This is a genomic window from Mycolicibacterium moriokaense (genome assembly GCF_010726085.1).
GTDB classification, from domain to species: domain Bacteria; phylum Actinomycetota; class Actinomycetes; order Mycobacteriales; family Mycobacteriaceae; genus Mycobacterium; species Mycobacterium moriokaense.
In genome coordinates this window covers 3,451,266-3,472,050 of sequence record NZ_AP022560.1, presented here as the reverse complement: position 1 = coordinate 3,472,050, position 20,785 = coordinate 3,451,266, and the positions used below count along the sequence as shown (strand labels likewise).

Annotated in this window: 26 protein-coding genes; 19 read left to right on the top strand and 7 right to left on the bottom strand. The window is 66.6% G+C overall.

Annotated elements, in window-relative coordinates; all coding sequences use genetic code 11:
• The first annotated feature begins 30 nt into the window (after positions 1 to 30).
• Genes G6N43_RS16970 through G6N43_RS16955 form a run of 4 tightly spaced genes read left to right on the top strand, consistent with a single transcriptional unit; the run spans position 31 to position 2,562 of the window.
• Complete coding sequence (locus G6N43_RS16970) at positions 31 to 273, top strand: hypothetical protein (protein ID WP_083150964.1); 243 nt, start codon at positions 31 to 33, stop codon at positions 271 to 273.
• Positions 274 to 324: 51 nt separating this feature from the next.
• The gene (locus G6N43_RS16965) at positions 325 to 1,176 is read left to right on the top strand and encodes a hypothetical protein (protein WP_083150962.1); all 852 of its coding nucleotides are present in this window, start codon (positions 325 to 327) and stop codon (positions 1,174 to 1,176) included.
• 37 nt (positions 1,177 to 1,213) lie between these two features.
• A complete protein-coding gene (locus tag G6N43_RS16960; RefSeq protein ID WP_083150960.1) occupies positions 1,214 to 2,128 on the top strand; it encodes an alpha/beta fold hydrolase in 915 nt (304 codons plus the stop codon).
• Between the two features lie 59 nt (positions 2,129 to 2,187).
• On the top strand, positions 2,188 to 2,562 hold the full coding sequence (locus G6N43_RS16955; protein ID WP_083150958.1) for an ACT domain-containing protein: 375 nt from the start codon (positions 2,188 to 2,190) through the stop codon (positions 2,560 to 2,562).
• On the opposite strand, the gene G6N43_RS16950 is transcribed toward G6N43_RS16955, so the two are convergent.
• Entirely contained in the window at positions 2,563 to 2,787 is a 225-nt protein-coding gene (locus G6N43_RS16950) for a hypothetical protein (protein ID WP_083150956.1), read from the bottom strand.
• Positions 2,788 to 2,835: 48 nt separating this feature from the next.
• Positions 2,836 to 4,113 carry a competence/damage-inducible protein A gene (locus G6N43_RS16945; protein ID WP_083150954.1) on the bottom strand — a complete coding sequence of 426 codons (1,278 nt, stop codon included), beginning with the start codon at positions 4,111 to 4,113 and terminating at the stop codon, positions 2,836 to 2,838.
• 58 nt (positions 4,114 to 4,171) lie between these two features.
• Here G6N43_RS16945 and G6N43_RS16940 point away from each other — a divergent pair, with 58 nt between their 5' ends.
• On the top strand, positions 4,172 to 4,558 hold the full coding sequence (locus tag G6N43_RS16940; RefSeq protein ID WP_083151018.1) for a PaaI family thioesterase: 387 nt from the start codon (positions 4,172 to 4,174) through the stop codon (positions 4,556 to 4,558).
• Between the two features lie 3 nt (positions 4,559 to 4,561).
• Here G6N43_RS16940 and G6N43_RS16935 read toward each other — a convergent pair whose 3' ends face one another.
• Together G6N43_RS16935 and G6N43_RS16930 are read right to left on the bottom strand one after the other, a co-directional pair.
• Positions 4,562 to 5,905, bottom strand: coding sequence for a pyridoxal phosphate-dependent decarboxylase family protein (locus G6N43_RS16935; protein WP_083150952.1), 1,344 nt, complete (start codon positions 5,903 to 5,905; stop codon positions 4,562 to 4,564).
• A gap of 39 nt (positions 5,906 to 5,944) precedes the next feature.
• The gene (locus tag G6N43_RS16930; RefSeq protein ID WP_083150950.1) at positions 5,945 to 6,694 is read right to left on the bottom strand and encodes a glucose 1-dehydrogenase; all 750 of its coding nucleotides are present in this window, start codon (positions 6,692 to 6,694) and stop codon (positions 5,945 to 5,947) included.
• Between the two features lie 77 nt (positions 6,695 to 6,771).
• Between G6N43_RS16930 and G6N43_RS16925 the strand changes: the two genes are divergently transcribed.
• The 6 genes from G6N43_RS16925 (at position 6,772) to G6N43_RS16900 (ending at position 13,446) form a co-directional block, all read left to right on the top strand.
• Positions 6,772 to 7,848, top strand: coding sequence for an NAD(P)H-dependent amine dehydrogenase family protein (locus G6N43_RS16925; RefSeq protein WP_083151016.1), 1,077 nt, complete (start codon positions 6,772 to 6,774; stop codon positions 7,846 to 7,848).
• An 11-nt stretch (positions 7,849 to 7,859) separates the two neighbouring features.
• Positions 7,860 to 8,627, top strand: a complete 768-nt coding sequence (locus tag G6N43_RS16920) for an HAD family hydrolase (RefSeq protein ID WP_083150948.1) — start codon at positions 7,860 to 7,862, stop codon at positions 8,625 to 8,627.
• Positions 8,628 to 8,803: 176 nt separating this feature from the next.
• Complete coding sequence (locus G6N43_RS16915) at positions 8,804 to 9,937, top strand: nitronate monooxygenase (RefSeq protein ID WP_083150945.1); 1,134 nt, start codon at positions 8,804 to 8,806, stop codon at positions 9,935 to 9,937.
• A gap of 104 nt (positions 9,938 to 10,041) precedes the next feature.
• Positions 10,042 to 10,497 carry a hypothetical protein gene (locus tag G6N43_RS16910; protein WP_083150943.1) on the top strand — a complete coding sequence of 152 codons (456 nt, stop codon included), beginning with the start codon at positions 10,042 to 10,044 and terminating at the stop codon, positions 10,495 to 10,497.
• A 110-nt stretch (positions 10,498 to 10,607) separates the two neighbouring features.
• The gene (locus tag G6N43_RS16905) at positions 10,608 to 11,204 is read left to right on the top strand and encodes a TetR/AcrR family transcriptional regulator (RefSeq protein WP_083150940.1); all 597 of its coding nucleotides are present in this window, start codon (positions 10,608 to 10,610) and stop codon (positions 11,202 to 11,204) included.
• Entirely contained in the window at positions 11,194 to 13,446 is a 2,253-nt protein-coding gene (locus G6N43_RS16900) for a molybdopterin-dependent oxidoreductase (protein ID WP_083150938.1), read from the top strand. The genes G6N43_RS16905 and G6N43_RS16900 overlap by 11 nt, the downstream gene beginning before the upstream one ends.
• Positions 13,447 to 13,450: 4 nt before the next feature.
• On the opposite strand, the gene G6N43_RS16895 is transcribed toward G6N43_RS16900, so the two are convergent.
• Entirely contained in the window at positions 13,451 to 13,999 is a 549-nt protein-coding gene (locus G6N43_RS16895) for a TetR/AcrR family transcriptional regulator (protein ID WP_083150935.1), read from the bottom strand.
• Between the two features lie 59 nt (positions 14,000 to 14,058).
• On the opposite strand from G6N43_RS16895, the gene G6N43_RS16890 reads away from it, so the two are divergent.
• Positions 14,059 to 14,664, top strand: coding sequence for a DUF2867 domain-containing protein (locus G6N43_RS16890; protein ID WP_083150933.1), 606 nt, complete (start codon positions 14,059 to 14,061; stop codon positions 14,662 to 14,664).
• An 18-nt stretch (positions 14,665 to 14,682) separates the two neighbouring features.
• Positions 14,683 to 15,177, top strand: coding sequence for a hypothetical protein (locus G6N43_RS16885; protein WP_083150931.1), 495 nt, complete (start codon positions 14,683 to 14,685; stop codon positions 15,175 to 15,177).
• Here G6N43_RS16885 and G6N43_RS16880 read toward each other — a convergent pair.
• Positions 15,152 to 15,841: a hypothetical protein gene (locus tag G6N43_RS16880; RefSeq protein WP_110810360.1), complete on the bottom strand. Its 690-nt coding sequence runs from the start codon at positions 15,839 to 15,841 to the stop codon at positions 15,152 to 15,154. The two genes, G6N43_RS16885 and G6N43_RS16880, sit on opposite strands and share 26 nt — an antisense overlap.
• A 222-nt stretch (positions 15,842 to 16,063) precedes the next feature.
• Here G6N43_RS16880 and G6N43_RS16875 point away from each other — a divergent pair, with 222 nt between their 5' ends.
• The gene (locus G6N43_RS16875; RefSeq protein WP_083150929.1) at positions 16,064 to 17,308 is read left to right on the top strand and encodes a cytochrome P450; all 1,245 of its coding nucleotides are present in this window, start codon (positions 16,064 to 16,066) and stop codon (positions 17,306 to 17,308) included.
• Here G6N43_RS16875 and G6N43_RS16870 read toward each other — a convergent pair.
• Positions 17,301 to 17,600 carry a hypothetical protein gene (locus G6N43_RS16870; protein WP_083150927.1) on the bottom strand — a complete coding sequence of 100 codons (300 nt, stop codon included), beginning with the start codon at positions 17,598 to 17,600 and terminating at the stop codon, positions 17,301 to 17,303. The genes G6N43_RS16875 and G6N43_RS16870 overlap by 8 nt on opposite strands.
• A 155-nt stretch (positions 17,601 to 17,755) precedes the next feature.
• Here G6N43_RS16870 and G6N43_RS16865 point away from each other — a divergent pair, with 155 nt between their 5' ends.
• From G6N43_RS16865 to G6N43_RS16845, 5 genes are read left to right on the top strand one after another with little or no spacing between them, the layout of a single operon-like run.
• Positions 17,756 to 18,490 carry a helix-turn-helix transcriptional regulator gene (locus tag G6N43_RS16865; protein WP_407664915.1) on the top strand — a complete coding sequence of 245 codons (735 nt, stop codon included), beginning with the start codon at positions 17,756 to 17,758 and terminating at the stop codon, positions 18,488 to 18,490.
• 42 nt (positions 18,491 to 18,532) lie between these two features.
• Complete coding sequence (locus G6N43_RS16860; protein WP_083150923.1) at positions 18,533 to 18,952, top strand: lipoprotein LpqH; 420 nt, start codon at positions 18,533 to 18,535, stop codon at positions 18,950 to 18,952.
• A 17-nt stretch (positions 18,953 to 18,969) separates the two neighbouring features.
• Complete coding sequence (locus G6N43_RS16855; RefSeq protein ID WP_083150921.1) at positions 18,970 to 19,344, top strand: nuclear transport factor 2 family protein; 375 nt, start codon at positions 18,970 to 18,972, stop codon at positions 19,342 to 19,344.
• A 52-nt stretch (positions 19,345 to 19,396) separates the two neighbouring features.
• Entirely contained in the window at positions 19,397 to 20,119 is a 723-nt protein-coding gene (locus tag G6N43_RS16850; protein WP_083150919.1) for a FadR/GntR family transcriptional regulator, read from the top strand.
• The gene (locus tag G6N43_RS16845; protein WP_083150917.1) at positions 20,116 to 20,781 is read left to right on the top strand and encodes a sterol desaturase family protein; all 666 of its coding nucleotides are present in this window, start codon (positions 20,116 to 20,118) and stop codon (positions 20,779 to 20,781) included. Before G6N43_RS16850 ends, G6N43_RS16845 begins: the two co-directional genes overlap by 4 nt.
• The last annotated feature ends 4 nt before the right edge of the window (positions 20,782 to 20,785 follow it).

Here is a 20,785-nt window from a genome sequence, read left to right as displayed (position 1 = left end):
GCGGCGGGTCGTCACTTAACGTCACAAAGTATGGAAATACACCCTGCCAAAGCCCCCGGCCTGGTACCGGTCGGGGCACTGCGCTCAGGGGACCCAATCACCGACGTCAATGGTGGCGGTCAGCATTACATAGTTCTGGAGTCCAAGAAGCTCGGCGAAGGCTGCGTCGTCCTCGAACTGGAGTCCAAGGCCAACGATCAGATCAGGGTGATCGAGGCCTCCTTCCCGGCCGACTACGTAATGAGTTTGACGCCACCCCGACCCATCCTGTGATCGCGGCGCCGGCCGCCGCGAAGTCAATTCGCTTCGAGGCGGGAGTGCTGCATGCTGCGTGACATACGTGAGCTCGTCGATTCACCGGAGGAGTACGCCGCCGAACTGCGCAGGCGCTGGGGCGGACTCCTGAGCTATCGCTACATCGGCCGCAGTTATGCGTCGATGGACGTCGTCGCCGAGGAGGACAACACCGTCACGTTGCGCCGCGACATGCGCAACACCTCCGGCGGGGTGCTGTTCGCCGTGTTCGGGATATCGGCGCCGGAGAGCGGTCACATGTCGGATCTGGAAGCCGTGCCGAACCCGGTCATCCACTCGTGCCAGATCCTCGACGCCGGGCGTGATGTGCGCCGCATCGAGATCATCTCCGAAGAGCTCAAGGTCGGCCGCCAGATGGGCTACAGCCGCGCGAAGATCGTCGACGCCGAGCGGCCGGAGCGGGTGCTGGCGTTGATCGAGGGGCAGGGCGTGACCATCGGCACGCCGCCCGAGGGGCTCGAGCGGATGGAGCCCAACCCGCTCAACATCGTCGACTCCCCCGATCTGCCGCCGTTGTGGCAGGTGTTCGGGGGCTATCGCCGGCCCGACGGCAACTGGGGGTTGCCCGAGCTCGCGGTGGAGGTCGCCTCACCGGATGCGGCGCTGCACATCGGCCCCCAGTTCGTCATCCTGGAGACCGCGGCCATCGACGCCGCTACGGAGGCAGCGGGCACCGACCGCGTCCAGGGCGTCTCGACGCACGTGATGTTCCTGGCGCGAGGTAAGGCCGGGCCGTTCCGGATCGAGACCGAGCCGATGGCCAGCACGGACGGCCTGGTGGCGGTGCGAGTGCTCATGTACGACGAAGGGAACGACGACCGGCTGGTCACCTCCGCGTCATATCAGTTCCGTCTGGTGTAGCGGCAAGACCGCTGAAGCGGCATGAGACACTTTGGTCATGGTTGTCGCAATTGCCCGTCCCAAGCTCGAAGGCAACATCGCCGTCGGCGATGATCGCCAGATCGGATTCGCCGAGTTCGGTGACCCGCAGGGCCGTGCGATCTTCTGGCTGCACGGAACGCCCGGCGCCAGGCGTCAGATCCCGATGGAAGCGCGGGTCTACGCCGAACAGCAGCGCATCCGGCTGATCGGGGTGGACCGGCCGGGCATCGGCTCGTCGACCCCGCACAGCTATGACACCGTCATCGCCTTCGCCGATGACCTACGCACCATCGCCGACACCCTTGGGCTGGAGAAGTTCGCCGTCGTGGGGCTGTCCGGCGGTGGGCCCTACACACTCGGCTGCGCGGCGGCGATGCCGGACCGCGTCGTGGCCGCCGGCGTCATCGGCGGCGTCGCCCCGACGATGGGTCCCGACGCCATCGCCGGGGGCCTGATGGGCAACCTCGGTACGCGGGTCGCTCCGCTGCTGCAGGTGGCCGGGGTCCCGATCGGATTCGTCGCCAGCGCGATCATCCGGCTGATCCGGCCCGTGGCGTCACCGGCCACCGACCTGTACGGCCGGGTGTCGCCGGAGGCCGACCGCCGGCTGCTCGCCCGGCCCGAGATCAAGGCGATGTTCCTCGACGACCTGCTCAACGGCAGTCGCAAACAGCTCTCGGCGCCGTTCTCCGATGTCGTCGTCTTCGCCAGGGACTGGGGTTTCCGCCTGAGCGACGTCGAGGTGCCCGTGCGCTGGTGGCACGGCGACGCCGACCACATCGTGCCGTACGCGCACGGCCAGCACGTGGTGTCGCGACTGCGCGACGCCGAGCTGTATCCGATGCCCGGCGAAAGCCACCTCGCGGGCCTCGGCCGTGCCGAGGAGATCCTGCACACCATGACCAAGGTGTGGGACGAGGTCGGCTCCTAAACACGCGCTGTCGCGCCGGCATTTCCCGATACGGTGAAAGGGCGCGAAAGGAGCGTGTCATGGCGACTGACCTGACGCTCTATCTCGATGACGAGCCCGGCGAACTCGCCAGGGTCGGGGACATGCTCGGCAAGGCGGGAGCCAACATCGCCGGGCTGTGCGCGGTGACATCGGGGGGCGGGCAAGCAGTGGTGCACATCCTCGTCGAGGACGCGACCCCGGCTTTCGAGGCGCTGCACGACGCGGGGATCGAGATCGCCTCTGAACAGGAGGTGCTTGTGCTGCCGATCGACGACCGACCCGGTGCGCTCGGCGAGGTCGCTCAGCGGCTGGGCGAAGCGAAGGTGAACCTGACGCTCGCCTACCTGGCGACGAACACCCGGCTGGTCCTGGCGGCCGACGATCTCGCCGCCGCCCGCTCCGCGCTCAGCTGATCAGCGCCTGAGCCAGCCCGCGACGGTGGCCAGGTCCCGGGTGTACGTCATCAGAATGTCGTCGTGGTAGAGCGCGCCGCCGCTGATCTTGTCGTCGCCCTGCCAGATCACGTGAATGCGAACCGGACTCCGCGAGTAGTAGTCGGTCCGGTCGGTGGGCCTGCAGTGCCATCCGGCTGCCACGGCGCGCTCGGACAGCTGGCTGCGCTCAGTGGCTGTAGTCATCACTGTTTTCCTCCTATGTCGCCCCGCCAGGTTATCGGACCGGCGATGTCATCCACGGTCGGCACCCGCGGTCAGGACTCGGCGCAGGAGGTGCATCGCGACGGTCGTCGACCGTTCGCGGACGTCGGACCGGTCGCCGGGTAGCCGCATGGTGCGCAGGTCGATGGTGCCGTCGGCCAGCTTCACGCAGAAGCAGACCGTGCCGACGGGCTTCTCCTCGCTGCCGCCGCCCGGCCCGGCGATTCCCGTGATCGCCACGGCGGTGTCAGCGGAGAACCGACGCAGCGCACCGTCGGCCATCGCCTCGGCCACCGCCTCGGACACCGCGCCGTGCGCCTCGATGAGCGCCGGGTCCACCCCGAGGAGTTCGGACTTGGCCTCGTTCGAATAGGACACCACTCCCCCCGCGACATACGCGGACGACCCTGGCAGGTCGGTCAGCCGGGCGGCCACCAGTCCCGCAGTGCAGGACTCCGCGGTGGCGATCCAGCGACTCGACAGCAGCGCCGCCACCTGCTCGTCGACGGTGGAGCCGTCCTCGGAGAAGATCTCGCCGCCGTGGCGCTCGCGCAGCAGGGTCATCAGATCGGCGTAGACCTTCGCCGAGTCGGGCTCGTAGCGGGTGACCATCTCGATCTCGCCGCGGCGCAGGCAGGTGGTGATCTCGAGCCGATCGAAGCCCTCCACCCGCTCCTCGGCCTCGCGCAGCGTGTCGGCAAGACCCGACTCGGGCAGCCCGAACATGCGCACCATCTCCTGGTGGTACGTCGTCCGGCCGGCGATCGCCTCCTGCACTGCGGGCGTCTGTAGAGCGGCGGGCCACATCGGCTGCAGTTCGCGCGGCGGCCCCGGCAGCACCACGACCGTCGGCGTGCCAGGCACCACGACACCGGGCGCGGTGCCCACCGGATCGAGGATGTGCGCGCCTTCCGGAATGAGTGCCTGCTTGCGGTTGGCGGCACGCACGGCGGCCAGATCGACGTTGGGGAAACGCGCCATCAGCCGTTGCACGATATGGGCGATCTTGGCCTCGAGAGCGTTGTCCAGCACCAACTCTCGGCCGCAGAACCGTGCGACCGTCGCCACCGTCATATCGTCCGCGGTCGGGCCGAGGCCGCCGCTGGTGACGATGAGGTCGACGCCCTCGGCGGCGAGGAACCGGAGCTGCGCCTCGATGTCGTCGGGCCGGTCCCCGCAGATGGTGATGTGCGCCAGCTCGACGCCCAGTTCGAGTAGTCGGTCGGCGATCCAGGGGCCGTTCCGGTCCGTCACCCGTCCGGTCAGAACTTCGGTTCCGGTCACCACGATGCCCGCGCGTGCGCTCACGCCGTACGAGACTACGCACCTCGGACGTGGGACATGAACGTCGGTAATGTCGTTCTCCATGACTGCGCCGAGATCGCTGCGGGAACTCTTCGAACAGCTCGGCCTCGCCGAGGTCGCGTCGACGGAGGACACGGTGACCATGGAGATGCCCGTCGACGAGCGGACTGTCAACACCGCAGGCGGTCTGCAGGGCGGTTTGATCGCGACGATGGCCGATGTGACGGCCGGTCAATTGGCGTCCCGCGTCACCCCCTTCGGCCACGGGATCGCGACCACCGATCTGTTCATCCGCTATCTGCGGCCGATCAAGGTCGGGCCTGCCCGCGCGGTCGCGCGGATCCTGCGCACGGGTAAGCGATCCGTCGTCGTCCAGGTGGACATCTACCGCGCCAATGACGATCAGGTGGGTGCGACGGCCACCGTGAACTTCGCCGCCGTCGACTGAGCTCTATTCGGTGCGGGCGAGCACCTCGCGGACGATGTCCAGCGTCGTGGCCGGGTGCAGGAACGCGAACCGTCCGACGGTCTCGCCCTCCCATTTGGTCGGCGGGATGAACGCGACCTCGTCGTCGTGCAGCTGCTGTGCCCACGCATCGTAATCGCCTGCCTCCCAACCGATCCTGCGAAACAACACCACGCCGAGGTCAGGCTCGCGGATCAATTCCAGTTGCGGCGCAGCATTGATAATTTCAGCGGTCTGCCGGGCCAGCGTGTGGGCCACCTCGATGGCCTGCCGGTAGGCCTCCAGGCCGTAGACGGCGAGCGAGAACCACAGCGGCAGGCCCCGTGCGCGCCGCGTGAGGTGGTAGGCGTAGTCGGACGGATTCCACTCGCCCGTCGACGTGTGGATGACGTCGAGGTATGAGGCGTCCTGCGTGTGGGTGGCCCGCGCCAGCTCCGGGTTCCGGTACAGCAGCGCGCAACAGTCGAACGGGGTGAACAGCCACTTGTGGGGGTCCAGGATGAACGAGTCGGCCTGCTCCAACCCGTTGTACTTCGGTCGTAACGAGCGCGCGAAGATGCCGGACCCGCCGTATGCGCCGTCGACGTGGAACCACCAACCACGTTCTCGCGCAAGCGCACCCACGCCGGCCAGGTCGTCGATGATGCCGGCATTGGTCGTCCCCGACGTGCACACCACCGCGGCGATGTTCGTCGCATCGGCGGGCACCGCCGCGCTGACGGTCTCGGCGGTGAGCCGGTGATCGGGTGTGTCGACCACCAGCGCGTCCATTTCGAGCAGCCGCAGGGTGTTGACGATCGACGAGTGCGCGTCAGATCCGACCACCACCCGGAGTCGACCATCGGCGCCACGCGTCTTGGCGGTCTCACGCGCGACCGCGAGCGCCGACAGGTTCCCCGCCGAACCGCCCGACACGAAACATCCGCCCGACGTCGTCGGCAGCCCGGCTTCACGGGCGATCACCCGCAGCACGGAGTTCTCGGCCGCGATCGCGCCGGATGCCTCGAGCCACGAAATGCCTTGGATCGAGGCGCAGGACACCAGCATGTCGAACGCCAGGCTGGCCTTCGTCGGGGCGGCGGGGATGAAGCCGAGGAAGCGCGGACTGTCCGCGGAGATGACGCTAGGCGCGATCACCGACGTGTACACGCCGAGCACTTCGTCCGGTGTTCGCGGCGTCTCACGGATCACCCCGTCGAGTCGCGCGTGCAGCTCGTCGACCCCCAGTGCGCCCTTGTCGAGGGGCACCGGGTTCATGCGTAGCCGGTTCTCCGCGTAGGCCAGCACGCTGCGCAGCATGTTCTCGGTGTTCTGGTCGACCTCATGCATGGCTGAAGTCTTCCACCGGGCCCGACCCGGTGAGTGGGATTAGCCGAGCGGGAGCTGCTTGTGCGGAACGTCGGTCACCAGGCCGCCGTCCATGATGAACTCGGCGCCCGTCGCGAACGACGACTCGTCGCTGACGAGGAACACCACGAATGGCGCGACCTCCTCGGACTGGCCGGGACGGCGCAGCGGCGCGGTGACCATGTCGTCGGGAAAGTGCTTGGTCATCGGCGTCCGAATGAAGCCGGGGTGGATCGAGTTGACTCGGATGTTCTTGGAGCCCAGCTCAATCGCGGCCGACTTGGCCAGCCCGCGGACCGCCCACTTCGATGCGACGTACGGGTGCACCATCGGCGCACCCCGCAGACCCTCGATGGACGAGACGTTGATGATCGAGCCGCCGCCGGCCTTCTTCATCTCCTCGACGACGGCCTGCATGCCGAGGAACGTGCCGGTCAGGTTGACGTCGATGACCTTCTGCCACTTCGCCATATCGAACTTGCCGATCTGGCCCAGCGCGACGATCGCGGCGTTGTTGACGAGCGCCGTCAGCTTGCCGAACGCGTCGACTGCCACTTTGACCGCCGCATCCCACTGCTCGGCCTCCGTCACGTCGAGGTGGACGTAGCGCGCGGACTCGCCGAGCTCGTCGGCCAGCGCCTTACCCTCCTCGTCGAGGATGTCCCCGATGACCACTTTCGCACCCTCGGCGACCAGCGCCCTGGCGTGAGCGGCTCCCATCCCCCGAGCTCCGCCACTGATCAGTGCGACTTTTCCGTCCACGCGTCCCATGGGGCGACAGGTTACCGCACGTCCATTCGAACTAGAACTTGTTCCAATTTGGAGTGGGCTCACGCATACTGCTGGCCATGGCAATTCGGGTCGCGCTCCTCGGCACTGGCAACTGCGGCAGCCTGGCGCTTCGACAGTTGATCACCGATGAACGCTTCGACCTCACCGGTGTGTGGGTGTCGACGGAGGCGAAGTTCGGCAAGGACGCGGGTGAGCTCGCCGGGCTGGACGTCACCACGGGCATCACCGCCACCAACGATCTCGACGCGATCATCGCGGCCAGGCCCGACTGCGTCGTCTATACGGCGATGGGCGATACGCGTCCGCGCGAGGCGTTGGCCGACGTGCGCACGTTCCTCTCGGCGGGCATCAACGTCGTCGGCTCGAGCGTCGGCGCGCTGCAGTACCCGTGGGGACTGCTGCCCGACAAGGCGATCGCCAAGGTCGAAGATGCTGCACGCGAAGGTGATTCGACGGTCTTCTTCACCGGCGTCGATCCGGGCTTCTGCACCGACCTGCTGCCCTTCGCCCTGGCGGGCACCTGCCAGAGCATCGAGCAGATCCGCACCATGGAGATCGCCGACTACTCCACCTACGACGGCGAGACGGTGATGTTCGACGTGATGGGCTTCGGCAACGAACTCGGCGATCTGCCGATCCTCTACCAACCGGGCGTGCTGTCGATCGCCTGGGGCACCGCGATCCGGCAGCTCGCCGCGGGCCTGGGCATCGAGGTCGACGAGATCCGCGACTCCGTCGAGCAGGAACCCGCCCCCGAGGACCTTCAGGTCGCCGTCGGCACCATCAAGAAGGGCACGGTCGCAGCGGTCCGCTTCCTGATCGAGGGCATGGTCGGGGGCAAGCCGGTGATCGTCGTCGAGCACGTCACGCGACTGCATGCCGATCTGCGGCCCGACTGGGCGCAGCCCGCGCATCCCGGCGGCTCGTACCGGGTCGAGATCACCGGCGAACCGTCGTACTTCTGCGACATCGTTCCGATGAGCCGCAACGGTGGGGCGCCCTACGCGGCGATCCTGGCCGCCGCGGGGCGGATCGTGAACTCGATCCCTGACGTGGTGGCCGCACCCGCGGGCATCCGGACCACCTTGGATATGCCGCTGGTGACCGGGAAAGGTCTCTACGCAGCGACGTAGGCTGGAGCGCGATGACCGCGCAGCCCGTGGCAGAGGACCCCACCGCGGAGATCGCCACAAGTGAACCGGGGTCCCACATCGGTGCCTTCTTCGATCTCGACGGCACCCTGGTGGACGGATTCACCGCCGCCGCCCACGCGACCGACCGCATCCGGCGCAGGCAGGCGGGTATCGGCGAAATCATGGGGGTCTTCGAGGCGTCGATGCGATACCGGCTGCGCCGCATGCGGTTCGAGCATCTGCTGACCAGGGCCGCCGGATACCTGCGGGGCGAAGCGCTGACCGACCTCGATGACGTCTGCGAACGCATATTCGTCGAAAGCCTGGCGCCGCGAGTCTTCCCCGCGATGCGCGAGATCGTCGCCGCGCATCAGAAACGCGGACACACAGTGGTGCTCAGCACCTCAGCGGTGACCATCCATGCGAACCCGGTGGCCCGCTTCCTGAAGATCGATCACGTGCTGTGCAACCACTTCGAGGTCGACGGCGACGGACGCCTGACGGGTCAGATCGCGAAACCCGTCGTATGGGGACGCAACAAAGCCAACGCCGTCGTGGACTTCTGTGAGGCCAATGCCGTTGGGCTGCAACACAGTTACTTCTACGCCGACGGTGATGAGGACGCGGCGCTGATGGTGAAGGTTGGCAATCCGCGGCCGGTGAATCCCCGGTCCAAACTCGCCGCGCTGGCGGCCGAACACGACTGGCCCGTACTTCAGGTCGTCACCTCGAGCGGGCGTCGACGCCTGTCGTTGCGCAGGCTCGTCGGCTACGACTGATTGTCTCGACTGATTCCAGAGGAGTCACGGTGCGCGATGCGGCCGCCAACGAGGTGTCGTTCGTCCAGTACCTGCGAGAAACGGGGCCTTAGTACCCCCAATCGGTCACAACGCCGCGGCGGAGTACTAAACTAGAACACGTTCCAATTCGTGAACCGGCCCACCGAGGAGCAGGCATGCACACCCCCATATGCGACGAGCTCAACATCGAGTTCCCGATCTTCGCCTTCACGCATTGCCGCGACGTGGTCGTCGCCGTCAGCAAGGCCGGCGGCTTCGGTGTGCTCGGCGCGGTCGGCTTCACCCCCGAACAACTCGAGATCGAGCTGAACTGGATCGACGAGAACATCGGGGACCATCCCTACGGCGTCGACATCGTCATCCCGAACAAGTACGAGGGCATGGATGCGGGCGACCTGGATCCCGAAGTACTTAAGAAGACGCTGAATGATCTTGTGCCGCAAGAGCACATCGACTTCGCCAAGAAGCTGCTCGCCGACCACGGTGTGCCGGTCGAGCACAGCGACGACGATGCGCTGCAACTGCTCGGGTGGACCGAGGCGACCGCCACCCCGCAGGTCGAGGTCGCGCTGCAGCACCCGAAGTGCACGCTGATCGCCAACGCGCTGGGCACCCCGCCCGCCGACATGATCAAGCACATCCACGAGACCGGCCGCAAGGTCGCGGCGCTGTGCGGTTCACCGTCGCAGGCGCGCAAGCACGCCGACGCAGGAGTGGACATCATCATCGCCCAGGGTGGCGAGGCCGGCGGACACTGCGGTGAGATCGGTTCGATCGTGCTGTGGCCGCAGGTCGTCAAGGCGGTCGCGCCGGTGCCCGTACTGGCGGCCGGCGGGATCGGCAGTGGTCAGCAGATCGCGGCGGCGTTGGCGCTGGGCGCGCAGGGCGCGTGGACCGGTTCGCAGTGGGTGATGGTCGAGGAGTCCGAGCACACTCCGGTTCAGCACGCCGCGTACGTCAAGGCCGAGAGTCGCGACACGGTCCGCAGCCGGTCGTTCACGGGTAAACCCGCGCGGATGCTGCGCAACGACTGGACCGAGGCGTGGGAGAACCCGGACAACCCGAAGCCGCTGGGAATGCCGTTGCAGTACATGGTGTCCGGTATGGCGGTCGCGGCCACGCACAAGTACCCCAATGAGAGCGTCGATGTCGCGTTCAACCCGATCGGCCAGGTCGTGGGTCAGTTCACCAAGGTGGAGAAGTCCGCGGCGGTGATCGAGCGGTGGGTGCAGGAGTACCTCGAGGCGACGAACACGCTCAACGAGATCAACGAGGCCGCGTCCGTCTGATTCTTCGGTTGCCGAGCCCGCCCGTGATTTCGCGGATTCGCGTGATTTCGCGATCCGTACGCAGTCTCGGCGACGTGGGCGCCAGCTGATGCGAAGCTCGATCGGTGAGCGTGATCGCGGCGGCCTGCGCGGGCTTTCTCGTCGCTGTCCTGTGGATGGACCTGATATTCGACAGCCAGGTCCTGCGCCATCGCGGGGTTGAGGAACTACCCGAGTCGGTGCTGGCGTCCATCGCAGGTTATTACCGACGCGCCACGACGACGTCGCGGCCGATGAGTTACCTCATCGCGTTCGTGATGGCGATCCTGCTTGGGACGTTGGGGTTCGCGTGGGTCGACGGGCCGATTGCAGTCTGGCCACTCGCGGTGACGTCGGGGCTCGCCGGCGGGCCCATCCTGCTGGCGGTGCTGCACACGGTGCCCAACGCGGTCCGACTCGGCGCGCGCACCGGCGATCTCGCGAAACAGTCGCGGCTGGCCCGTTCGATATGCCGCGACCACGTCATTTGTCTGGCGTGCATGGTGGGCTTCCTCGCCGTTTGGCTGACGATCCCCACCTGACCCGACCGCGGCGCACAAAGTTGAGCGGACTCGGTGACGCCTCGGCGTTGCTTTGGCCCCGCGGTTATGTAAGGTGACATACATAGCTGGTCGGACGGAGGAATTGCGACGTGTCCAGTCACCGCGAGCGCATGGTGCAATCCGCCGCACTGCTCATCCGCGAACGCGGCGCGCATCCGACCGCCATCGCGGACGTGCTGGAGCACAGCGGAGCCCCGCGGGGGTCGGCGTACTACTACTTCCCCGGCGGCCGCACGCAGCTGCTGTGTGAAGCGATCGACTTCGCCGGCGAGTACGTCGCCGCCAAGATCGCGAAGGCCGAGAGCGGTCTCGACGCGCTCGACGCACTCTTCAACGACTATCGAAAGCAATTGGTCGCCACCGACTTCCGGGCTGGCTGCCCCGTCGTCGCCGTCAGCGTCGAGGCGGGTGACCCCGACAAGCCCGGCACCGCCACCCCGGTGATCGAACGGGCGGCCGCGGCCTTCGCCCGCTGGACAGACCTCATCGCCGCCCGCCTCGTCGCCGACGGCGTCACCGAGGAACGCGCGGCCGAACTCGCCATGCTGACCACCACGTCGTTCGAAGGCGCGATCGTGGTCGCGCGCGCGTCCCGCGACCTCAAAGCTCTCGACCTCGTCCATGGCCAGCTACGCGCCCTCGTACTGGCCGAGACCGCTGGAAGGAAATCCGCTCATGGTGGATGAATGGCAGGCGACCGCATGCATCCTCTGCGAGTGCAACTGCGGCATCGTCGTCCAGGTCGACGGCCGCAAGCTGGCCAAGATCCGCGGTGACAAAGAGCATCCGGCGTCGCAGGGATACACCTGCAACAAGGCGCTGCGACTGGACCACTACCAGAGCTACCGCAGCAGGCTGACCTCTCCCCTGCGCCGACGTCCCGACGGCAGCTACGAGGAAATCGATTGGGACACAGCCATTGCCGAGATAGCGGCAGGGTTCAAACGCATCGCGGACACCTACGGCGGCGACAAGATCTTCTACTACGGCGGCGGCGGGCAGGGCAACCACCTCGGTGGCGCGTACAGCGGCGCGTTCCTCAAGGCGCTCGGCTCGCACTACCGCTCCAATGCGCTCGCCCAGGAGAAGACGGGTGAAGCGTGGGTCGACGCCCACCTCTACGGCGGTCATACCCGAGGCGAATTCGAGCACGCCGAGGTGTCGGTATTCATCGGCAAGAACCCGTGGATGTCGCAGAGTTTCCCTCGGGCACGGACGGTGCTCAACGAGATCGCAAAGGATCCCAAGCGCGCGATGATCGTCATCGACCCGGTGATCACCGACACCGCGAAGATGGCCGACATGCACCTGCGCGTCCGCCCGGGAACCGACGCCTGGGCTTTGGCTGCGCTGGCCGCTGTGCTGGTGCAGGAAGACCTTTGCGACAAGGCGTTTCTCGCCGAGCATGTCAACGGCGTCGACCCGGTGTTGGACGTCCTGCGGACTGTCGGCGTCGACGACTACGCCCTGCGCTGCGGCGTCGACGCCGAACTGATCCGTGCTGCGGCACGGCGCATCGGCGGCGCGGCGAGCGTATCCGTGTTCGAGGACCTCGGTATTCAGCAGGCCCCCAACAGCACCCTGTGCTCGTATCTCAACAAGCTGCTCTGGATCCTCACCGGAAACTTCGCCAAACCTGGTGGACAGCACCTACATTCGTCGTTCGGACCGCTGTTCCGGCACACCCCCGACGTCGGCCGCACCCCGGTCACCGGCGCACCCATCGTCGGCGGGTTGATCCCCAGCAACGTCGTACCGCAGGAGATGCTCGGCGATCACCCCGACCGGTTCCGCGCGATGATCGTCGAAAGCAGCAATCCCGCACATTCACTCGCGGATTCAGCCACCTGTCGCGAGGCCTTCCAGTCGCTGGAGTTGATGGTGGTGATCGATGTCGCCATGACAGAGACCGCGCGACTGGCCCACTATGTGCTGCCCGCAGCATCGCAGTACGAGAAGGCCGAGGCGACGTTCTTCAACCTCGAGTTCCCGCACAACACCTTCCATTTGCGTCATCGATTGATGGAGCCACTCGAGGGCACCCTTCCCGAACCCGAGATCTGGGCCCGGTTGGTCCGGGCACTCGGCGTGGTCGATGATGCCGACCTCGAACCGTTGCGGCGCGCCGCCGCCGAGAGTCGCGAAGCGTTCACGGCGGCGTTCCTGCAGGCCGTCGGAACCAACCCGGCGCTGGGCAAGGTACTCCCCTACGTGCTGTACGAAACACTGGGACCGACTCTGCCCGAGGGGCTTTCCGGGGCGGCCGCGTTGTGGGGCCTCGCACAGAAGGCGGCGATGACGTACCCCGATGCGGTCCGCCGCGCCGGGCACGCCGACGGCAACGCGTTATTCGACGCGATCCTGTCGAGCCGGTCGGGGGTCACCTTCACCGCGCACGAGTACCAGGACGACTTCGCGTTGATCTCGCACACCGATCACAAGATCGCGCTGCACATGCCGGAGATGCTCGATGAGATCCACGCACTGGCCGACGCCGAACCGCATTTCACGACACCCGATTTCCCCATCGTGCTGTCCGCGGGCGAACGTCGCGCCTACACGGCCAACGACATCCTCCGCGACCCGTCCTGGCGCAAGCGCGACGCCGACGGCGCACTGCGGGTCAGCCTCGAGGATGCCGAGGCGCTCGGCCTGGTGCACGGCGGGCGCGTCCGCATCACGACTGCCGCGGGCAGCGCGGAGGCCACTGTCGAGATAAGCGAGGCGATGCTCCGCGGGCATGCATCGCTGCCCAACGGCTTCGGCCTAGATTTCGTCGACGACGACGGCAAGACGGTTGTTCCGGGCGTGGCGCCCAACGCACTGACGTCCAGCAACTGGCGTGACGCCTACGCGGGCACGCCGTGGCACAAGCACGTACCCGCGCGGATCGAAGCGGTGCACACCGCTGCGCTGAGCAGCGCGTAGACAGCTATGACAGCAGGTGCTGGGTCGCGCGTTGCAGCACCCGTGGCCTGCTGCTCCCCGGATGCTCGGCGGCGATGAAGTGACTGCCGATGGCCAGCGAGAACGCCAGCATGCTGCGCGCCTCGACGTCGTCGGGATCGTCATTGAACGTGCCGATGAGCTTGCGCAGGTAATCCATGCGCCGGTTGTCGACGCGGCGCAGTCGACGCGCGACCGACTTGTCGCGGCGCGCCCAGTCGCGCACGGCGAGATCGATCGGCAGTAGCTCCCTGGAGAAGGTCAGCATGCCCGCCTTGCGCACCTTGTCCCTGGCGTCGCCGCCCTCGGATTCAACTCGCTCGAGTACCTCGTCGGTGCTGCGGTGTTCCCACGTTTCCAGGATTGCGTCGAGAAGAGCCGACCGGCTGGCGAAGTGGTGGTAGAAGCTGCCTCGGGTGACGTCGAGCGACTTCGCGAGCAGATCGACGCGCACTGCATCCGGCCCACCGGCCGCCAGCGCCTCGAGGCCGGCGTCGATCCATGCACTCCTGGGCGTGCGGGTCTTGGCGACCATGGCTCTCCACTTCGTGACGAGGGGTTGACGGCGACGTTCCGTCAAGCATACAGTACTGTATGTTTGGTTCGACACCACTCGCCGAACGCGAGCACACCGTCCGGCCATGGCGAATCCACGAGATCGCCAAGGACTTTCGAGTGCTCGACGTGTGGGCGCTGCCCACCCCGGGCGGTGCGGACGGCTTCGGTCAGCTGGTCGACCTGTGGACGACATTCGATCCGGACCGAACCTCGTCCATCGTGCGGGCATTGTTCGCCATCCGGTGGACCATCGGTCGGGTGTTGCGCCTCGATCGGCCGGAGAGCGGCCTCGGGGTGCGGGTCGAGACGCTGCGTGACCGGCTGCCCGCCGACCTTCGCGACACGCCAACGGATTTCGTGTCCGACCGGTCCCCCTTCAAACCCCTGTACTTGACCGACTCTGAGCTGGCGATGGAGATCGCCAACCAGACGGTGCACGGCGTGCTGCACGTCGGCTGGGTGCCCGACCCGGGAAGCTCGGAAGGATTTCGAGGCCAGATGGCCGTTCTCGTGCGGCCCAACGGCGCGTTCGGCATGGCGTATCTGACCGCGATAGCCCCGTCTCGCCACCTGATCGTCTACCCGCTGATGATGCGCGACATCGACAAGCTCTGGCGCGAACGTCCCAGTGCCGCAAAGTAAAACCGAAGGAAGGTAACGATGATAAACACCCAGGCTGATGAAGCCCGAGTCCGCCAAGTCACCCCGGATGCCCTCTCCAGGTCGGCGAGCAGACTTGGACGCGTCGATTACGCAGATGCGTTCATCGTCGACGTCGACGCACCGGAGCGCCGTCGCGCCGAAGAGTGGATGCGGGTCATCCTCGAAGACGCACCGGCTAGCGTTCGCCTGCGTCTGCTGTCGGCTTGGTCGGCGATCGGGCTGAAAGTCAGCCTGCCCGGTGCCGGCCGATCCGTGCTCGGGTGGCAGATACGCGCTGCCGACAACGATTTCGTGCTACTCGGCGCCGACTCGCGCATAGGCATGCCAGGTGAGCTGCTACTCCGTCGTCAAGCGAACGGACTGTTGTTCGCCACCTTGGTTCGTCACGACAACGCAATCGCCAGGAAGCTGTGGTCATCCATCGAGGCCGCACACGTGCGAACGGTGCGGTCGATTCTCGAGATGGCTAGCCGGCGGGCGGCGGGGGCGTAGGCGCGGGCACCACAGCAGGATCAGCCACAGGGGCTGGTGCAGGCGCGGACGCCGGCGGAAGCGGTTCACCGGGTGCCGGTGCTGCCGGGGGCGTCTGTTGCACCGGATTCATGGAGAGTCCGGGCGGAGGGGTGTTCGAGCTCAGGGGCCGCTGCGTCAACAGAAGCAGGGCGTCCTTGCCGCTTACTTCCTGCGTCTGAACGGCGTGCCAGAGCTCGCGCAGGTACGACCCACCTGTTTGCCTGGTGGTCGGAGACAAGCTGGTCCCCGGCGGCAGATTCTCCGGGCTCACCAGGTGCGGGACCTCCGCGGGCGGCGCGGGGTCGGCGGCCGCAGGGACTGCCGGCGGCGGCGCGAGCGGATCGGTGACGGCGGGAGCCGGAGCGCCGGGTCCGGCGGGAGCCGGCGCGGCCAAGGATGCTGCGGGCGCCGGGGCGGCAGGCGCTGGACCCGGGTTGACCTGTGCGACCGAGGCAACGGGTGCGGGCGGCGCGGCGGGTGCGGGCGCAGCGGCCTGCGGAGCGAATATCGCGGGAGGCGGCGGAGGAGGTACGGGAACGCCCGGATCAGCCTGTGCGAACCCGGCTCCGGCCAGCAGTGCGGCGAGTGATCCCAGGCCGGCGATAGCCATCGTCGTCGCTCGCCCCTCGATCTCGATTCCCACCCAAGCCCCCTTTCCCGTGTTGACCCGGATCCGACCTACAGAGTGCGTCGTTTGACGGTCAAAATTGTTACACCTGTTTCGCATGGCAACAACCGGAGGAAACAATTCGGGCGGCGGGAACACGTTCTACTTCGGAGTTTCCGTAACAGGCCGCAGCGGGCCCCATCTGTGGTGTAGCAATGGGATACCGGCACTAGACAACGTCATGCGAGGAGTGCATCGATGCCAACTCCGAACCTTCCGCCCGGATTCGACTTCACCGACCCCGACATCTACGCCGAGCGGTTGCCGATCGAGGAACTCGCCCATATGCGGAAGGTGGCTCCGATCTGGTGGCAGCGCCAGGACAAGGGCAATCTCGCGTTCGGTGACACCGGCTACTGGGTGGTGACCAAGCACAAAGACGTCAAGGAGGTGTCGCGGCGCAGCGACGTATTCTCCAGCAACCTGAAGACCGCGCTGCCGCGGTATCGCGACGACGCCGATCCAGCCTCGCTGGAGGCGGGCAAGGTGGTGCTGCTCAACCAGGACGCACCGCATCACACCCACCTGCGCAAGATCATCTCGCGCGCGTTCACGCCGCGGGCGATCGAGTCGCTGCGCGAAGAGCTCCGCGTCCGGGCGCAGGACATCGTCAAGCGGGCCACCGCCGAAGGCTCAGGCGACTTCGTCGAGCAGGTGTCATGTGAGCTGCCGCTGCAGGCGATCGCCGGTCTGATGGGGGTCCCTCAAGAGGACCGCAAGAAGCTGTTCGACTGGTCGAATGAGATGGTCGGCGACCAGGACCCCGAGTACGCCAGAAACGATCCGACGGCGGCCGCCGCCGAGCTGACCATGTACGGCATGCAGATGGCGGCCGAGCGCAGCAAGAATCCCGGCGAGGATCTGGTCACCAAACTCGTCCAGGCCGACGTCGAGGGTCACAAGCTCACCGACGACGAGTTCGGCTTCTTCGTGATCCTGCTGGCGGTGGCGGGCAATGAGACGACCCGCAACTCGATCACCCAGGGGATGATGGCGTTCACCGAATTCCCTGACCAGTGGGAGCTTTTCAAGCGCAAGCGGCCCGCGACGGCGGCCGACGAGATCGTCCGCTGGGCCACGCCCGTCACCTCCTTCCAGCGCACCGCGCTGGAGGACACCGAACTCAGCGGCGTCAAGATCAAGAAGGGTGACCGGGTGGTCATCTTCTACCGGTCGGCCAACTTCGACGAGGACGTGTTCGACGACCCGTACACGTTCAACATCTTGCGAGATCCCAACCCGCACGTCGGCTTTGGCGGTACGGGAGCCCACTACTGCATCGGGGCCAACCTCGCGAGGATGACGATCGACCTGATCTTCAACGCGATCGCGGACGAGATGCCCAACCTCAAACCGATCTCAAAGCCCGAACGGTTGCGGTCGGGCTGGCTCAACGGAATCAAGCACTGGCAGGTCGACTACACCGGCGTGGACGCTATCTGACCGGATAATCCACCAGCGAGCGCCAATACTCCTCGGGGATCTCGACGTTCGACCGCATCGCCATGGCCAGCCCGGTCGCCATAGCGATGCCGAGCAGCCCCAACCATAGGCCCGCGAGCGCGATGACGACCCACGCGATCGCGGTGACCGTCGGCCACGGCGAGATCAGCACCAGCAGCGGAGCGAAGAAGAATCCAAGGCCGACGTACCACGACGAACCGGCGCGGTCGGAGATCAGCACGAAGTGCAGCCACCGCGGAATCGGGCGGTCGACGGATGGTGCGGTCCGCATGGTCGCCTCCTCTCCTCCTCGACTGACACTCTCCACCGTCCTCGGCTCAGGTAAGCGGCGCAATTACCTGATAGGTAATGGCCGCAATCAAAGAGGTGCGCGACACTGAGCCCGTGACCACCGCGCAAGTGCAGTCCCCGCCGTTCGGCTCGCTGATGCGTGAATGGCGGCAACGACGCCGGCTGAGTCAGCTGGATCTGGCGATCGAAGCCGACGTCTCCGCCCGTCACGTCAGCTTCATCGAGACCGGCCGATCGACCCCGAGTCGCGCAATGGTGTTGCGCCTTGCCGAGGTGCTCGATGTCCCGCTTCGCGAACAGAATCAACTGTTGATGGCCGCCGGCCTCGCTCCGGTGTACGGCGAACGGTCGCTCGACGACCCGGACATGGCCGCGGTGCGCGACGGCATCGAACGTGTCCTCAACGCGTACAACCCATACCCGTGTGTGGTCGTGGACCGGGGTTGGCAGATCGTGCACGCCAACGCCGGCTCCGGTGCGCTGCTGCAGGGCGTGGCGCCGAATCTTCTCGAGCGGCCGAATGCGCTTCGCATCGCGTTGCATCCCGACGGGCTCGCGCCGCGGATACGCAATCTCGCGCAATGGCGACACCATCTCATCGAACGGCTGCGACGCGAGGCGGCGGTCAGCGGGTCCGATGGGCTGGCGGCACTGTTGGCCGAAATCGAGTCCTATCCAGGTGGATCCGACGGGACCCGCGATCTCGGCGGAGTCGCGGTCCCGTTGGAGCTCTACACCCCGCAGGGCCAACTGCTGACGTTTCTCTCCACCGTGACGACGTTCGGCACCGCGCTTGATCTCACCGCCGCGGAACTGTCGATCGAGGCGTTTCTTCCCGCAGACGAGGCGACGGCCGCGGCGCTGCGGTGAAACCCACGTGGCGAGCGGTCAACACCAATAGAGTCTGGCGACATGGACAATCGACTCGTTGCTGCGGGAGCCATAGCGCTGGCCGCCGCCGCGGCAGGCTGCTCGACTCCGCCGCCTGCCCTCGGCGGTACCACTGCGAAAGTGACCATCGACGGCAAGAGCACCGGTGATGCTCACGCCGTGGTGTGCTCGCAGACCGGGTGGATGTGGAACATCAAGACGCCCGGCGAGCCGACCTCTCTGACCGCGTTCCTGAACACCGATGGCGAAGTCTCGGTGCAATCGGTCGATTTCCGGGACTTCGCGGGCTTCACCGGCACCTTCTGGAAGGGGCGCATCGGCGAGGCCGAAGTGACGGGCGACGGCGGGAAGTTCACGATCACCGGGTCCGCCGACGGCTCGTTCACCGACAACCCGAGTAAGGAAGTGACGGCGACCTTCCGCATCGAAGCCAGCTGCTGACCCATAGGCTGCGCCCCATGGTGCATCCATTCCGTAGCGCAATCGAAGCCCGAGACCTCGACGCCGCCGTCGCCCTGCTTCGCGAGGACGTCGTCTTCAACAGCCCGGTTGTATTCACGCCGTACCAGGGCCGCGAGGCGATGCGCGAGATCCTCGCCGCCGTCATCGATGTGTTCGAAGACTTCCGCTATACCCGCGAGATCGGCGCCGACGGGGATCGCGACCATGCGCTGATGTTCAAGGCCAGGGTCGGCGAGAAACAGCTGGAGGGCTGCGACTTCATCCGACTGGACGCGAACGGCGCCATCGAGGAGTTCACCGTGATGCTGCGACCTATGCAGGCTGTCCTCGCGGTGGCCGAGGCGATGAAGGCGCGACTTGCCGCTGGTTAGACAACTGGTCTGACCACTTGACCTCTGGCCTGTCGCCTGGCACTCTGGCGGCATGGCCCTTCAACCGGTGAACCGTCGATCGGTGCCCGAGGACGTCTTCGAGCAGATCGTCGCCGAGGTACTCAGTGGTGAGATGCAGCCCGGCGAAGCGCTGCCCAGTGAGCGCAGGCTCGCCGAGGTGCTCGGCGTATCGCGGCCCGCTGTTCGCGAGGCGCTCAAACGCCTCACCGCGGCGGGGCTGGTCGAGGTTCGGCAGGGCGATGCGACCACGGTCCGCGACTTCCGCCGCCACGCCGGTCTTGACCTGCTCCCCCGGCTGCTCATCCGCGCAGGCGAACTCGACGTCTCCGTGGTGCGCAGCATCCTGGAGACCCGGTTGCACAACGGTCCGAAGGTCGCCGAGCTCGCGGCCCGGCGCCGCGCCCCCGGACTGGCCGGACTTCTCGATGCCGCACTGAGCGCCCTGGCCGACGAAACGGATCCCGTCGAACAGCAACGCTGCGCCCTGACGTTCTGGGATCACGTCGTCGACGGCGCGGACTCCATCGCGTTCCGGCTGATGTACAACACACTGCGCGCGACCTATGAGCCCGCGCTACCCGCCCTTGCCGCGGTGATGGCCGACGAGGTGGGCCGCCCGCAGGCGTATCGCGAACTCGCCGACGCGATCGCCGACGGAGATCCCGCGCGCGCCAGGCAAGCGGCCCACGATCTGCTCGAACCCGCGACCACAGCGCTCCTCAGCGCCCTCGACGATCTGAAGGACCAGTCATGACCGGCCCCGCATCACGCAAGAAGCTCACCCTGGCGGACGCTGCCCGCGAATTCGCTAAACACCCGTCCCCCTGGATGATTGGCGCCGTTCTCGTCGCCGCATGCGTCGCGCGCATCGTCGTCGGCGACTGGCAGCTCACCGACGCACTGGTACCGCTGGTGATGGTTGCGCTGTTTCCGTTCTTCGAGTGGATGATCCACGTGTTCATCCTGCACTGGCGCCCGAAGCGGGTCGGCCCCGTCACGGTTGACCCGTTGCTCTCGAGGGAGCATCGAGCCCACCATGCCGATCCGCGCAACGTTTCGCTGATCTTCATACCGTGGAAATCCCTTGTGACATGGGTGCTTCCGTTGACCATCGCAGTCGCACTGCTGGCCTTCCCACGGCTCGGCATGGGCCTGACCTACCTGGTCTGCATCGTGCTGGCGGGCCTCGGCTACGAGTGGATCCACTACCTGATCCACACCGATTACAAGCCGAAAACCGGTCTCTATCGGGCGATCTGGCGTAATCACCGCAACCACCACTACAAGAACGAGCACTACTGGTTCACGGTCACCAGCTCGGGTACCGCAGACCGGGTGCTGGGGACGTACCCCGACCCGGCGGCCGTCGAAAACTCACCGACCGCGAAAAACCTGCACGCTGAGGTCGCGGCTTAGCCCG